Source organism: Thermocoleostomius sinensis A174, assembly GCF_026802175.1.
Taxonomy (GTDB): domain Bacteria; phylum Cyanobacteriota; class Cyanobacteriia; order Elainellales; family Elainellaceae; genus Thermocoleostomius; species Thermocoleostomius sinensis.
The window spans coordinates 4,558,189-4,573,463 of record NZ_CP113797.1; the positions used below are offsets into that span (position 1 = coordinate 4,558,189).

The 15,275-nt window shown below is 49.8% G+C and carries 13 protein-coding genes; 7 read left to right on the plus strand and 6 right to left on the minus strand.

Annotation, left to right across the window (positions count from 1 at the left end; all coding sequences use genetic code 11):
- Nucleotides 1-152 precede the first annotated feature (152 nt).
- From OXH18_RS19680 to OXH18_RS19700, 5 genes are all read left to right on the plus strand, one after another.
- On the plus strand, nucleotides 153-1,955 hold the full coding sequence (locus OXH18_RS19680) for a polysaccharide deacetylase family protein (protein WP_268609167.1): 1,803 nt from the start codon (nucleotides 153-155) through the stop codon (nucleotides 1,953-1,955).
- The gene (locus OXH18_RS19685) at nucleotides 1,952-2,893 is read left to right on the plus strand and encodes a M15 family metallopeptidase (RefSeq protein WP_268609168.1); all 942 of its coding nucleotides are present in this window, start codon (nucleotides 1,952-1,954) and stop codon (nucleotides 2,891-2,893) included. The genes OXH18_RS19680 and OXH18_RS19685 overlap by 4 nt, the downstream gene beginning before the upstream one ends.
- 421 nt (nucleotides 2,894-3,314) lie before the next feature.
- Nucleotides 3,315-3,998, plus strand: a complete 684-nt coding sequence (locus OXH18_RS19690) for a hypothetical protein (RefSeq protein ID WP_268609169.1) — start codon at nucleotides 3,315-3,317, stop codon at nucleotides 3,996-3,998.
- Between the two features lie 41 nt (nucleotides 3,999-4,039).
- Nucleotides 4,040-4,687, plus strand: coding sequence for a response regulator transcription factor (locus OXH18_RS19695; protein ID WP_268609170.1), 648 nt, complete (start codon nucleotides 4,040-4,042; stop codon nucleotides 4,685-4,687).
- 29 nt (nucleotides 4,688-4,716) lie between these two features.
- The gene (locus tag OXH18_RS19700; RefSeq protein WP_268609171.1) at nucleotides 4,717-6,621 is read left to right on the plus strand and encodes a sensor histidine kinase; all 1,905 of its coding nucleotides are present in this window, start codon (nucleotides 4,717-4,719) and stop codon (nucleotides 6,619-6,621) included.
- A 24-nt stretch (nucleotides 6,622-6,645) separates the two neighbouring features.
- On the opposite strand, the gene OXH18_RS19705 is transcribed toward OXH18_RS19700, so the two are convergent.
- Nucleotides 6,646-8,424, minus strand: coding sequence for a DUF3352 domain-containing protein (locus OXH18_RS19705; protein WP_268609172.1), 1,779 nt, complete (start codon nucleotides 8,422-8,424; stop codon nucleotides 6,646-6,648).
- Nucleotides 8,425-8,570: 146 nt separating this feature from the next.
- Nucleotides 8,571-10,136: a DEAD/DEAH box helicase family protein gene (locus OXH18_RS19710; protein ID WP_268609173.1), complete on the minus strand. Its 1,566-nt coding sequence runs from the start codon at nucleotides 10,134-10,136 to the stop codon at nucleotides 8,571-8,573.
- A 310-nt stretch (nucleotides 10,137-10,446) separates the two neighbouring features.
- Here OXH18_RS19710 and OXH18_RS19715 point away from each other — a divergent pair, with 310 nt between their 5' ends.
- Both OXH18_RS19715 and mnmG read left to right on the plus strand, forming a co-directional pair.
- Nucleotides 10,447-11,004, plus strand: a complete 558-nt coding sequence (locus tag OXH18_RS19715; protein ID WP_268609174.1) for a DUF2267 domain-containing protein — start codon at nucleotides 10,447-10,449, stop codon at nucleotides 11,002-11,004.
- A 239-nt stretch (nucleotides 11,005-11,243) separates the two neighbouring features.
- Nucleotides 11,244-13,205: a tRNA uridine-5-carboxymethylaminomethyl(34) synthesis enzyme MnmG gene (mnmG, locus tag OXH18_RS19720; protein ID WP_290428418.1), complete on the plus strand. Its 1,962-nt coding sequence runs from the start codon at nucleotides 11,244-11,246 to the stop codon at nucleotides 13,203-13,205.
- Between the two features lie 71 nt (nucleotides 13,206-13,276).
- On the opposite strand, the gene OXH18_RS19725 is transcribed toward mnmG, so the two are convergent.
- The 4 genes from OXH18_RS19725 to OXH18_RS19740 form a co-directional block, all read right to left on the minus strand.
- Entirely contained in the window at nucleotides 13,277-13,783 is a 507-nt protein-coding gene (locus OXH18_RS19725) for a cell division protein SepF (protein ID WP_268609175.1), read from the minus strand.
- Between the two features lie 143 nt (nucleotides 13,784-13,926).
- Nucleotides 13,927-14,484, minus strand: a complete 558-nt coding sequence (locus OXH18_RS19730; RefSeq protein ID WP_268609176.1) for an NUDIX hydrolase — start codon at nucleotides 14,482-14,484, stop codon at nucleotides 13,927-13,929.
- Between the two features lie 37 nt (nucleotides 14,485-14,521).
- Nucleotides 14,522-15,052: a 2-amino-4-hydroxy-6-hydroxymethyldihydropteridine diphosphokinase gene (gene folK, locus OXH18_RS19735; protein WP_268609177.1), complete on the minus strand. Its 531-nt coding sequence runs from the start codon at nucleotides 15,050-15,052 to the stop codon at nucleotides 14,522-14,524.
- The gene (locus OXH18_RS19740) at nucleotides 15,033-15,272 is read right to left on the minus strand and encodes a 2Fe-2S iron-sulfur cluster-binding protein (protein ID WP_268609178.1); all 240 of its coding nucleotides are present in this window, start codon (nucleotides 15,270-15,272) and stop codon (nucleotides 15,033-15,035) included. Before OXH18_RS19740 ends, folK begins: the two co-directional genes overlap by 20 nt.
- Nucleotides 15,273-15,275: the final 3 nt, after the last annotated feature.

Here is a 15,275-nt window from a genome sequence, read left to right on the forward strand (position 1 = left end):
TTGCTCAAAAATCGGCTACATCTAGCAGCGTTAGATCTTTTTTTACCACTAGCAATTAACTCATTCCTATGAAGTTGCCCCACTGGGTCGGTCTTCTACGGTTACGGTGCCGCTGTTCCCGATCCTTCTTGCTGCATTCAGTAGGCCTATCGATGACGATCGCGGCGCTTCCAGTGTTTGTTTTATCGCCCAAGTCTGTCTTGGCAAACGTGGTGCAACAACCTGTTTCTAGCCCGGTGTTGCCTTGTCCAGTTGGTCAGTTGGCAACTGCATCCTTGACGGCTGGAGCACCGTCTAGTCGAGTGGTGTATCCGTCAAACGTTAGCACACTGGTTGAGTCTGTCTTGCCGGGATTAGAACCATTATTTTCCGCTCGTCCTTTTCCGTTGATTCACGAACAAGCGCGCCTGTCCCGCGTTCCTGTGATCATGTATCACGATATTCTGCCCACAAAAGAAGTATTTTTCGATGTCACTCCGGAGGAATTGGAAGCTCATTTTCAACTCATTCAAGCGGCTGGTTTGACACCGATCGGTCTCGATCAATTAGTGGAACACCTGTCTACGGGACGACAATTGCCTGCTAAACCGATCGTTTTGTCGTTTGACGATGGTTATGCCGGTCACTATACCCATGTGTTTCCGCTACTGAAACAGTATGGCTATCCGGCAGTGTTTGCGATTTATCCATCGAAAGTGGGTCGCGGTTTTGGGCGATCGAGCTTAACGTGGGAGCAACTACGGGAAATGGTCGCTGATCCACTAGTGACGATTGCCTCGCACAGCATTACCCATCCCCCCGACCTGCGTGAACTGTCTGATGCTGAATTACGCCACGAAATCGTGGAATCGAAACGCATCTTGGAAACAGAACTGGGGCAGCCGATCGATCATTTTGTGTATCCCGAGGGTAAGTATGATGAGCGGGTGGCGCGTTGGGTTCAGCAATCTGGGTATCACTCGGCACTGACGATGAATGATGAGGACAATCGCTTTGCCGGACAGTCAGCGGACTTGCTGAGCGTCGATCGCATTGGGCAATCTCAGTTAGAGATGATTCTGGATTCGGTCTATGGTGGGCCACCGTTGTTGTCTGTAGGACAGTCTTTTAACTTTAACAATGCCATTCAACTGCATCGCCAGACCGTTGATGCGGTACCGCTGATTTTTGCTTCCGGTGGTCAACCCACCACGGTTCATGCTGATAGCCGTTATCAAGTTTGGGAGATTATGAAAACAACAAAGGCGATTGCGGCAGTGGATGGTGGATTTTTTTCGTTGGAGTTTTTAGATTCTAACGATATGATTGGGCCTGTTTACAGCCAAAGCACCCAACAGTTTGTTCCGGCTAATGCAGCCGAGAACCGCAGCATTCAGGGGCGTCCGCTGGTGCTCATTGGTTCTAGCCGAGTGGAGTTTATTCCTTATGATCCAACGAAACACAATACGCTGAGGGGAATCCGGGCCGAAATGCCTGAAGTAACAGATGCGTTTGTGGCGGCCGCGTGGCTAGTGAAAAATGGGCAGCCGCGATCGCCTCATACCTTTAAGAACTTGTTTGATTTTGATGCCGCTCGCGATCGAGCCTTTTGGGGCATTGATCAGGCAGGTCAACCTGTAGTAGGTGTTTCCGGCGATTATGTGGATTCGGTATCTCTAGGCAACGCTCTCAGCCAAGTGGGGCTACGCGATGCCGTAATGCTAGATTCTGGCGCCAGTGCGTCACTGGCTTACGAGGGGCAATCTTTAATGAGCTATGAGCCTCGCCCTGTGCCCCATGTTGTCGCTCTGTTGCCGCCGCCGGAGGTGCTTCCCCGTGTGAATCTGGCTCCGTCTCAAGAGAGTTTATCTGGTCGGGCGGCTTGTGCCACTGTGTCTAAGCAATCTCTGTCTGAGCAATCTTTATCTGAGCAACCTGTATCTCAACCATCTGACAAAGGAGTGAACGTCGAGTGACCCTGAAACCTGATTCTTTTCAACCCGCGTCGCGTAAGAAAATCAATGTCTGGATTAAAACTCCTAGGCGGCTACACTGGGTTAGGTTAGGGATCAGGGGGATTCGGCAAGCACTATTTTGTGACTTTAACGGTGGGCAACGGCGATCGTGGACAACGAGAACCCGGTTGAAGGTATGGCACATTGGACTCGTGTTTTGGCTGGGGGTGCTCACTGCCATAGTGCAGTCGGCCTTGTTGCAGATAGTCAGCCCAGATACGGCTCAACGGCTGCATCAAGCTACATCCGAGATTGTACAAGTGCTAGAGCCGACGGCATGGCTTCCAACCCCGATCGACATGCCTAAAGCGATGGCTGGGCTGGCACAACTGGAAATTCGATCGTACAATGCCAATTTTGCCTATCTGGGGCACTTGCCCTATGACAAACCCTCTGCCGATCAATTGGTTCCATTCCCTAGCGAGCCGCCCTATATGACTCGAGCAGGCGAAACGCTACATCAAGAGGCGGTGGCAGCCCTGAAAACCATGATGACAGCCGCACAGCAGGAAGGAATTTTTCTGTTTCTCGTGTCTGGCTTTCGAGATTTATCGACGCAACATTTGTTATTCCAAGCCCGAACAGCCGCACTGGGGTCCGAAGCAGCGGCAGCTAAGGCGGTGGCTCCTCCTGGATACAGTGAGCATCATACAGGTTATGCGATCGATTTAGCGGATGGGCTAAACGATTTTCGGGATTTTGAGCATACGGCTGCTTTCGCTTGGATGACGACTCATGCCCACGAATATGGCTTTGAGCTATCTTTTCCGCCCGGAAATCCTCAAGGAGTCGATTATGAACCTTGGCATTGGCGGTTTGTTGGATCGCCCACGGCTTTAGACATCTTTGCCACTGCAAGAGAGAAATTGGGAAAGAATGAATTTCAAACGGACAACTAGTCAAAGGCACTGATGAGCCGCAATGCCGACATAAGTGCGGGCGTGTTTTTCGATGCAGAGTGGGTTCCGGTGAATGCGGCGCCTCGAACTCTGACAACAATTTTGACCTGTGCGGTTTTCGGTTCAGGAATCCTTATTCAATATTCAATCTATTGAACCGGTGTCAATCGATTGTTGTTTGTTGATGTTCCAATGTTAGTGGCACACATGATTCTGCCTAATTTCTCTAGATAAGAAATTGCAGTTTTCGGCAAAGTACCCGGCACTTTTACGCCAGCAACCTCGTACAAAAGGTAAATGCGATCGGCGATCGTTCCTTCTATAGTTTGAATATGCTCATCGTTTGCCCCCACGATGCATCTACCAAAGCCCCTAGCAAGTCGATGGTTTAATGTAACTCGTGATACTGGTTTTTTGCGTCATGCTATTACTTTGGTCTGTAGTCTCCTATTTGGAGATGCAACATGCGTTGCAGTGGTGGTTTAAGCGTCAGTCTGCTCAGCTTTCGTCTGAGTCAGAGCAAATTCACAACGGTTTGTTGCAAGAGGTGTTTGCGATTCGTCGCAGTCTGGAATTGTCCTTAATTGAGGAAACGGGTGTTTCGCTAAACCAGGGGCACGATTGGCTACACAAAGCGGAAAAGCTGCACCAATCACTTGAGCAACTAAGTGATACCTTGTCGCCGCCGTTTTTGTCTGAAAGCTTGCCGTTGGCCATGCAGTGTATGCTGGCGCGACAACGAAACCAGTCGGGGTTAAACCTGGAGGTGACGTTGCCGTCCCAGTGGAACGATGCATCATCAGAACGTAATCGCATCATTTTGATGGTTCTAGATGAGTTGCTGAAGTTGGCTCTGCCCAAGGCGGCGATCGAAGCAACCCAGCGAATTGGTCTGAGTGCTGACGAAACCACAGGCGAATTAACGGTTGAACTGACTTATCCAGATCTGCAAACTCTCACCAGCCTGATGCAAACAAAAGAGTTGAAGTATCTCTGTTGCTGTTTTCAATGTTTAGCCCCTGGACGGTGTATATGTCAAAAAGAGAATCTTACGGTAATTTGGCGGTTCCGTTGGAGGTTACAAGAAGCTTATCCGTTACAGTGAAGGATAAACGGACAAAACCGGATACTGGTACATCAGCGCCCATGAAACTCACTATCGTTGTCATTGATGATCATGAACTTGTTCTAGATGGAACGGTCAGCACATTACGGCAAAAATATCCAGACGCCACGGTGTTCACTGCTGACACGAAACAATCGGGGCAAGATATGGTTAACAGTACGCATCCAGACCTGGTAGTTGTAGATTTATCGATACCCGAAACCGTTGAGGAAGTGGCACGGGTTGACACGGGAATTGAATTATTAAAAAACTTAATGCAAAAGCATCCCACCCTCAATATTGTGGTGCAAAGCGCCAATGTGCGACCGTTGGTGCGCTTGAAGCCGATGATTGATGATCACGAAGGTGGATTTACCATTGCTGATAAAAATCTGCGTCGAGATGAAATGCTCAAGAAAGTAAGCATGGCGATCGACGGCGGACGATATTTACCGAAGGAAATGAAATTAGGCTTGGAAGTGAAGCCAGAATGGTTAGAAGTATTGCGCTTGGCTTTTCAAGAAGGGTTGCAAGATAAAGCGATCGCCAAACGCATGAATTTATCCGAAAGAACAGTACGACACTATTGGACAAAACTGCAAGATGCCCTAAGCGTTTATCCCGAAGATGATCAAAACTTGCGAATTCAGGTAGAAATCCGGGCACGGGAAGAAGGATTAATTGATTAAACCCAGATCAATCAGCATAAAACAAAGTTGTGAAACGTTACACCTGGGAAGCCATTCGGAAAGAACTAATACTTTGGCGAATTGGAGCGCTGCCAGGGCTATTGGTTATTGGTCTCGTAGTTTTATTGCGCTTGACGGGTTCGTTACAGCAAATGGAATGGTGGTCGCTTGATCATCTCTTGCGATCGCGTCCCAACGAACCCACCGACGATCGAGTCTTAATTGTTGGCATCGATGAAGCGGACATCAATGAAGTTGGCGTCCATCCCATTCCCGATCAGCAACTGGCCGCTCTGCTCAAAAAACTGCAAACCTATCAACCAGCGGCGATCGGCATTGATATTGTGCGCGATTTACCGATTAAACCCGGTGAAGCCGAGCTAGAGCAAGTCTTTCAAACCCATAACAATATTATCGGGATTGAGAAAGTTCTACCCGATGACATTGGCGCTACGATCGACCCACCCCGAGGGTTGCCGCCCCAGCAGGTGGGCTTTGCCGATGTGGTATTGGATCAAGATAGCTCCATGCGACGCAGTTTGCTGGGCACCCCCACCAAAACCGGAGATTATCAGTTTTCGCTGGCGTTGCGCTTGGCTTGGCTTTACCTAGATCGATATGGCTGTCAACTGGCGAATGGGGTGCAAGATATCGAGGCGTTGAGTTTTTGCTCAGTGGAACTGCGACGGTTTCAACCCAACGACGGAGGATATATTCATGCCGATGCCCGTGGCAACCAGATATTGATTAACTATCGCTCTGGCGAACAGCCTTTCCGTCGGGTATCGATGATACAGGTGTTGCGGGGAGAGGTGGCAGAAGACTGGATTCGCGATCGCGTGATTCTCATAGGCGTCACAGCTACGAGCGGGCGCGATATGGTCAAGTCAGAAGCGGTCGATCACAATACCTCCGGCTTGATCTTTGGCATTGAAACCCATGCCCATGTTACCAGTCAAATCATCAGTATGGTGTTGGACGATCGACCCGCACTGATGGTGTGGAGCGACGGTTGGGATTATGTTTGGATTATTGGCTGGGGTCTTTTAGGAATTTTGTTTGGACGAATTTTTACGTCACCCGTGAAAACATTGCTAGGGTTGGGAATTGCGGTGGCTCTGCTGTTTGGCATTTCCTATACGGCGTTAGTGATGGGGTGGTGGTTGCCGATCGTGCCAGCGGCAATGGTGCTGGTGTTAAATGGAGCCGGACTGACAGCCTCGCTGTTTTATCGCTATCAGCAAGACCTGAAAGCCCGCATTCAAGATCGCCAGCAAGTCATCGATCAAACCTTTGATGCCATTCACAACGGCCCTCTGCAAACCCTAGCTCGCCTGTTGCGCAATACCCAGGAACAAGTACCACTCGAGCAATTGCACGCTGATTTGGAACGATTGAACCAAGAACTGCGATCGGTCTATGAGGCGGTGCAGCAAGAGTCCTTACCCCAAAGCAAAACTCTGTATCTTTGCAATGGGGCAAACTTAAACCTGCAACACGCTACCCACGAACTGCTGCATGAAGTCTATCGCAACACCATGACACGCAGTTTCCCTTGTTTCAAAACCGTCAAAGCAAAAATTGTCTCGTTTGAACATATCGACGACCGACCGCTGAGTTTAGAACAAAAGCGAGGTCTGTGCCGTTTTTTGGAAGAAGCCCTATGCAATGCTGGCAAATATGCGACGGGAATGACCCGGCTTGAAGTGGTTTGTAAACCCGAAAATCATTGGATTGTGGTGCGCGTCGTGGATAACGGCTTAGGGATAGAGGGTGGATCAGACGGGCAGATGAGTCCTTCGGGCGGTCGAGGTACGCGCCAAGCTAAACAGTTAGCCCGACAATTAAATGGAATGTTCCGCCGATCGCCCAATCGCCCCAAAGGAACCATCTGTGAAATCAGTTATCCTATGAACAAGCTGTGGTTTCGCTAGTTCTCACAAAGCCTTATCTCTCCCCTATTCCTCTTTTTCAACAACCGACGGCAGCGGCCCGACCGTTCTGTCCGATCGCGGCATCAACACCCGCACATCATGGCGTGTCGTGCGATTGTCTTGCACTGATGTTGTCAGTCCGATCGCTCGAATAGCGCTGAGGGTTTGGCGATTGGAGTCTGGTAAAGCCGGAAGCGGCAGGCTGATGTTGGGGTTCACCAACTGATCTACCGCCAGAAAGAAGTGCCCACTCGCAGCTTCTAAATCCGTTGCGGTCGCGCTTTGAAATAAACTACTGGTTGCTAAAGGGGTGTCGGGGGCGGGGGCCACGGCTTCCGCCACACCGGGGCCAACTGCCACGTAAACAATATTGCCGTCTAGCCAGCCACGAGTGACGGTGAGAGAGGCAAAGGGCGATGTCCAAGTCATTACAGGCTGTCCTTCTACTTGCGCTTCCTGCACTTGCCAACCGTTGCGCTCTTGCATGACTTGATCGAGCTTATTAAATGTTTCATCGGCCGCTTTGCGATCGCTGGCTTGAATCAGCAGCAGCACACCTGCGGTCGTCACCGCGTTATCGGCTGGAGCCGGAGCCGACAGCAACGACAGGGCAAATTCGCCGTCTGTCCACGGAATTACCTCCTGATCCCAATCTAAGCCTGTAAAGTTGCGGAAAGCTTGGCGAATGGTATCTGGACTCCAAACGCGCCGTTGTAACGTTGATGGTGTCACGTCTGAAGCAGGCACGGGTTCCGAATAGTTTTCCCAAAACTCCTTCAGGTTATCGCCCGATGCCATCAATACTGTCTGATTGGGCAGCAACACTGGCATTCGTTCGGCGCTGTTTTGTACCTTCAACCGCAACCGACTGTTGGGTGCCACCCAAGTCGTTCCTCGAAAGCGAACCCCATCCGACTCTAGCGTCATTGCCGACGCTATCCCTTGATTAGTTTGCAGCAAACTCAATAACTGAGGTGGAATGGGCTGATTGGGGTTGCTGGAGGTAAATTCTGTGGCGGCTGGCACATTGACATATAGCCGCATGAAGGGATTAGTCACGGTTTCGCGCAGTTGACTAAAAGCCCGCCCATAGTCGGAATTTTGGGCGACCGACGCTCTGCCCTTGAGCGTATCAATCACTCGCTCGATCGATTGAGCATCCCCAGATACGACCAAAAAGCGATTGTCTATTAAGGTTGCCGCATAATCTAGCTGAGTTTGACCATGTACTTCTCGAATCGTCTCGCCCTTATACTCTCGATCGACCCACTCTTGCTCAGCAGTAACATTAGGGGAACTCAGAAAGCGTTGTGCTCGATCGACATCGGCAATCGGCAAAATCATCACAGCCGATCGATCGAATTCAAGGGTATTGGGTGTGCGGTAGGGACGAACCACCTTGTTGCTAGCATCCTCGTCCATTGTTGGGGGGGGCAAAAACGCCACTGTGATCTCTTCGCCAACCCAAGGACGAATATCGCGCTGATAATCAATGCCGTTAGCCGTAAACAAGCGATCGCGCCAAGTTGCTAGCCCCCGATCAAACGAGGCTTGAGAATCGGTCGTGCCATACTGCCGCAGCCGCCGCCATTGCCCCTCGTCACTGGTAAACGAAAGACTCATGGCTGTCTCTTGTGGCAAGGCATCTGCCCCCGTAGGCAGTTCTGAAAGCGGCGTGCGTTGCAGCAGCCACCAAGCCGTTGCCCCACCTGCCATCAGCGCCAATGCTGTTCCTACCGTTAGCAATAAGGTTGGTTTCTTTTTCCACATCACAGTCACAGCCGATCGCCTAGATTTTGCCATCTAGATTTTGCCATCTAGATTTTGCCATCACTGATTGACTATAGACGATCGTGTTAGTTTCGGGACAAGTTTCTAGGCAATGTAATCGATCGTTATGGAACGAAAGCAAGATCAGATCTGACAGTCAACGGGGTTTCAGAATTTCTTTAGAATAGCGATTGCCATTCATCCAGTCCAAATTCCTGCTGAAACTCATCGATTACCCAGGAAATAGACTTGCCTTGCCGCTGAGCTTGGGCCATCAGGTAAGTCCGATAGGACACCTTATCGTCGATCGACGGATTATCCCCAAAGATCGCACCCTGACACCAAGATGGGTCTGGTAGGCGACCAAACTTTTCGTAAAACTTGTGCTTAATCCAATTGAGCGACTCGCCATCGCGAAACATCTTGCGGCGTTGTGCCCGGTAAAACTCAATCATCGGCAACTGTTGCTGATGTTCACTCAGCACTTCAACCAGTTCCTCAGCACAGACTTGTGGCTCGCTGGGCCAGCAATAGCCACACTCGGGGCACTGCATTATAAAACCCCACACCAAGCGGTTGCAGTGCGGACATTGCTTGGCGGGAGACACTTCGTTGCTACCCGGCTCGCGCTTGGTTGGCAAATAGTAGGATTTAATATCTTCTGGAAACCCCAGTCGCTGCAAGTTTCCCGCTTGATCTAAAATAATTCCATATTGCTTTCCCGTATCGGGTGAAATTCGCATCACTCGACCAATTTGCTGTTGGTGCAACGCGCGTGATTGAGTAGGTCGCAACAGCATTCCTACTTCAACACTGGGTTCATCAAACCCAATGCTGATAACATTACACGAAGTTAAAACTTGTAATTGATTGGTAGCCAGCGCTTTGTATAACTTTTGTCGTTCTTTAATGGGGGTACTGCCATCCACCACATCCGCAGCAATGCCAATCGCATTAAAGGCATCGGCTACATGTCGAGCATGTTCAACATCAATGCAAAAGGCGATCGCTCGTTTTCCAGACACGAGACGCTGATATTCCTCAACAATGCGCTGTACCAGTTCCGGTCGATCGCAAGCATTTTTGAGATCGCGTTCGTCAAAATCTCCGGCGATCGTTCGTACATCTGATAAATCTACTTGCCCATCTTTATCAACACCGAAGTATTTCATTGGAGCTAAATAGCCCATACGCTGCAACTGCCAGGGCACTGGAGAGGCAACAAACGTTTGCATGTGGTCCCCTAATTGCTCGCGTCCTAAGCGGTAGGGCGTGGCAGTCAGGGCCAAGTGAATCGATCGAGGATGCGTTTCGTAGATGAGCGTTTGACCAATTTGGCTAAAAACCGTCGTGTGTCCCTCGTCAAACAAAATCACTTTAGCAGGCCAACTGCGCCACCAGTCCCGTTGTGCCATCGTTTGAATACTAGCAATTTGAATCGGAGCGGTTGGATCTTCTTGCCATCCGGCTTTAATAAACCCACAGCGCAGCCCAAAGGCTTGCATCTTGCGATAGGTTTGCCCCACCAGCACATCCAAATGCACCAGGAACATGAGTTGCATTCCACGTGCAACCAGATCGGCACAAATCTTTCCGGCGATGATTGTTTTTCCAGCTCCTGTTCCGGCAATGATGGCGATGCGACGGTGTCCTTGTCCTAACTTGATATAGAGGTCTTTGACCAACTTAAGCTGATACGGACGGAGTGTAGGCGGTTGCCCCGTTGAAGATAGCTCTGAACGCATCGCGACTGAAGATGAAAGACAAGATAGGAACCAAAATTCTAACGTATTCTGCATAAACTCGCGTGTCACCTTGAGCAAGTTATGCAAGCAAGTTATGAGCTTGGCAATTCTGCTAGACATCAATCCCATGTGGGTCTAACTTTTGGTTAGAATCATTTCCGCAGATCTCAGACTAGGGGATCATGCTGAAACCAAGCATTTAAGGCAATGTTATTTACAGCGTATCACGGCTGAGCAATTCACTGGCAAAGATTGTAGACATTGCCAGAGCAACGTGAGTGTAGTGATGTGGAAGACCTAGGAGAGACCTATGCCGGATGAAATTAAAAATAAAAGTCTACCAGAAATTGATCCAACGGAGGTTGAAGATTCCAGGACAGTGATTGCGGATGAACATCGATCGTTTCTGGAAAAAGTCATGGTGCAAGGAGGCTTTGCAGACCCCTATGATGCTAGGGACTTTACCGAAGTGGTGTTTCGAGTGATGCGCGACTTAATGACCACAGAAACGGCAGATCGAGTTGAATCGGAACTGCACGAAGAAGCGATGCAGACCAAAGAAAAGGCATTGCAAATGGAAGTTGCAGAGTTATGGAAAGATACAAACCCGATCGTTGGTTTGCTGAGCCGGGTTCGTCCACCATGGCAAGGTCCAGGGATTTTTAAGATTGATTCCGATCGCTTCTTCTTCCGGGTTGCTAATGAAGGTGGATTAGAACGTGGGTTTGAAAATGAAGACGCCGATCGCAAGCGAGCCGTAAGAGCCGTTTTCGCAGCCACCAAAGATGAACTCTCTGAAGAGCGAATTCAAGAAATTGCTGGTTGGTTACCTGAGAACGGTGTGCGCGAACTTTGGCTAGAAGCCTAGTCAAGGCATAGATCAAGCTGATACAAACTGTACACAACTGTAGATAAGGTTCAAGATAAGGTTCAGGAGCGTATCTCTTGTTCAGGGAGATACGCTATGGACTTTGAAGGGACGAAGTGATATTTAGGTGAGACTGGTCAGCAGTCAACGAGCTAGCTGATCTGTCCGCAAAGCAATCACGGTCAAAGGGGCAATGCGATTAAAATAGAAGACTGAACCCCTTGCGATCGCCTGCTGCTATGACTATGCCTAATTCTCAATCTGACAACCGAGTTGACTTCCAAGACGAATTTGATGTGGTCGTCGTGGGAGCAGGACATTCTGGTTGCGAGGCAGCCCTAGCAGCGGCTCGGTTGGGCTGCAAGACATTGATGTTAACGCTGAATCTAGACAAAATTGCCTGGCAACCGTGCAACCCAGCCGTGGGTGGCCCAGCAAAATCCCAACTGACCCATGAGGTGGATGCCTTGGGCGGTGAAATTGGCAAAATGGCCGATCGCACGTATCTACAAAAGCGGGTTCTCAACATTTCACGCGGGCCAGCAGTTTGGGCCTTACGGGCGCAAACCGATAAGCGGGAATACGCTGCCATCATGAAGCAGATCGTTGAGAATCAAGCGAACCTAACTGTGCGCGAAAGCATGGCCACGGATTTGATTCTGGGTAAAAATGATGACGTGATTGGGGTGCAAACCTACTTTGGCGTCGCGTTTGCTTGCAAAGCGGTAATTTTGACCACTGGCACATTTTTGGGCGGGCGCATCTGGGTGGGCAACAAGTCAATGGAAGCTGGACGCGCTGGAGAATTCGCGGCGGTTGGGCTAACCGACACCCTGAACCGATTAGGATTTGAAACAGGACGCTTGAAAACTGGAACCCCTGCCCGGGTAGACAAGCGATCGGTCGATTACAGCCAAATGGAACGGCAACCCGGTGATCCGGATGTACGCTGGTTCAGCTTTGATCCGGACGTATGGGTTGAGCGAGAGCAACTGTGTTGTTATCTAACTCGCACTACTGCTGAAACCCATCGTTTGATCCGCGAGAATTTGCACTTATCGCCAGTGTATGGCGGCTGGGTTGATGCCAAAGGCCCGCGCTATTGCCCTAGTATTGAAGACAAAATTGTGCGGTTTGCTGACAAGGAATCGCACCAGATTTTCATTGAGCCAGAAGGTCGCGATATTCCTGAACTCTATATCCAGGGATTTTCCACCGGACTGCCAGAAACCTTGCAGTTACAGATGTTGCGCACCCTGCCCGGCATGGAAAAGTGCATTATGCTGCGTCCTGCCTATGCAGTGGAATATGATTACCTGCCTGCTACCCAGTGTTATCCCACATTAATGACGAAGAAGGTAGAGGGATTATTTTGTGCAGGGCAAGTGAACGGGACAACAGGCTATGAAGAAGCGGCCGCGCAAGGGCTTGTGGCTGGCATTAATGCCGTGCGGTTTGTGCAAGGACAAGAGATGTTAGTGTTTCCGCGTGAGCAAAGCTACATCGGTACACTCATTGACGATCTCTGCACCAAAGATTTGCGTGAACCCTATCGCATGTTGACCTCCCGATCGGAATATCGCTTGCTGTTACGATCGGACAATGCCGATCAACGGTTGACGCCTATGGGCCGTGAAATTGGATTGATCGACGATCGGCGTTGGCTGTTGTTTCAACAGAAGCAAGCTAACATTGCCGCTGAAAAGGAACGGCTACATATCACTCGCGTTAAAGAGCATGATGCACTAGGGCAGCAAATTGTCGCTGATACGCAACAAGCAATCAAAGGATCTGTGACGTTGGCAGATTTATTGCGTCGTCCTGGGTTTCACTATGTCAATCTCGATCGCTACGGGTTGGGTAATACTGATCTGTCCCGCGAAGAGCGAGAAGGCGCAGAAATTGATATTAAGTATGCGGGCTATTTACAACGGCAGCAAAACCAAATCGATCAAATTGCCCGCCAAGCAAACCGTCTGTTGCCAGCCGATTTGGACTATATGGCGATCGATACCCTCTCAAAAGAATCTCGTGAGAAACTGGCAAAGGTCAAACCGCTCACGGTGGGTCAGGCGGCTCGCATTGGCGGCGTCAATCCAGCCGATGTCAATGCGCTGTTGTTATATCTAGAAATTCGATCGCGCCAAGGATTCCCAGTAGTTTCGGTTCCAGACGACCACGCTGAACCCGTTTCCCGATAGTGTCTGCATCCAGTTCCTGAATCCGTTCACTTAGTTGGGGGCCACATTCAGCATGGCTCTGATTGAAACCGTCAAAACCGCGCATCAAACTCTCGCTGGGGCTGGGGACGCGGGGACATCTCCCAAGGTGAAGGGGGCATTTCAAAGGGGGGCGGAGATGGTGGGAGTTCTGGCTCTGGAGACTGATGTTGGCTAATTTGCACAAAATTTGGCGTGAATAGAAACACGTTCTCATCAATTTGCCGTTGATGACCATCAATTGCAAACGCACCCCCAGCGACATAATCTGCACATCGTTGCGCCTGTTCAATTTCAATATAATTTAAGTTAAGAATCACGGCTTTGCGCTCTCGCAGCGCCGTTACGGCCTCTGGAATTTCTTCAAATGATCGCGGCTGCATTAACACAACTTCCATCATCAATCCTGGTAGCCCAATGACATTACCCGACGAAGCCCGACGGCGAGGTGGCGGGTCATCCAGATACACCTCCTCAGAGGGTGGGTCCTCTTCGTAATAGTATTCTTCGTATTCCTCGTTTAGCCCCAGGGCATCTCGTAGACGACGGAAGAGACTCATGGCTAGCTCAATCTTCTAAGTAGATCGCTTGTTCTATGCCCTTATTCTAAACCGAATTTCTAGGACTGGATAACAATGTCACGTTCGTTTGCACCTATATGTAGTTTCTATCTAGTCTATTTACACCCACATTTAGTTTTTGTTTAAATTTCCAAGTTCAAAAATGGACGGGCCAGCATAAAACTAGAGATCGATTTTGCATCAATCGGCTCGCCCTGCAAGATTGCTTGTTCTAGTGCTTGGGGGGTCATCAGTACCACTTCAATATCTTCGTCTTCATCTTGTCCGGGTGGTGTTTCTAGCTGCTCTAAGTCTTCGGCTAAGAATGCATAGATGATTTCATCGGAATAGCCAGGAGCCAAGAAAAACTTCCCAAGCGATCGCCACTGATGTGCCCGATAGCCCGTTTCTTCTTCAATCTCTCGTTTGATCGTAGTAGCCGGATCTTCATTCGGTTCTACAGTGCCGGCGGGAAATTCGAGTAGACGTCCCTGGGCAGCAAAGCGATATTGTCGCACTAATACTAGTTTGCCATCTGGGGTAACAGGAATCGCCAAGGCTCCTCCTGGATGTCGAACACATTCCCAATCTCCCTCGGCTCCATTGGGCAAGCGCAATCGAATCACTTCATAGTTGAACTTTCGACCACGGTAAAGCAGTTTTTGTTTAATCAGTTGGGGGGGTTCAGGTCCAAATGGCATAGTTGAGAAAGATGAAGGATTGCGTTGCCAGACGGTTTCATTCGTTTTCTAACGAATAGAGTTTGACTCCTGACCAGTCTACCTGGTGGGCAAGCATTGCGATCGTTTGCCCTGAAACAGGGTCAACCCAATCGGGAGCAATATCCAAAAGCGGAACCAGCACAAATGCCCGCTGAGTCATGCTTGGATGAGGAATAGTGAGACCAGGTTGCTTCAAAATCAGGTCATCAAATAATAACAAATCTAGATCGAGCGATCGCGGCCCCCAGCGCTCTCGGCGTATCCGGCCAAAGCTAGCTTCAATCGCAAGCATTGCCGTCATTAGGGTGGGTGGATCAAGCGTAGTTGAGAGTAGGGCACAGGCGTTGAGAATATCTGGCTGTGGTGGACCAATGGCCACAGTTTGATAAACGGGCGAGCAGGCGTTGAGGGCAATCCCCGGAGTTTCATCCAGCCGTTGCAAGGCCGATTGCACAATGGTATGGGAATCCCCAATATTACTGCCTAGGGCGATCGCCGCTTGATGCACCTTGGCTGCATCAGAATCGCTACCACGTGGGATCGACATATAAATTAACCGTGAATTTGGGTTGCCCAGGAGGAACTGTGCTAATGCAGGCACAAATAATTTCCCCATCGTCAAGTTCCACTTCACAGGCGTGACAAAAGCCAATCAAACAGCCTGTCGGAATCGAAAGTCCTGCTCGATCGGCCACTTGTAAGAGTGGCTCCCCAATTTCTGCCTCGATGATCACGTCGTCTGGTAGGAAACGAACCTCGATACTCATAAT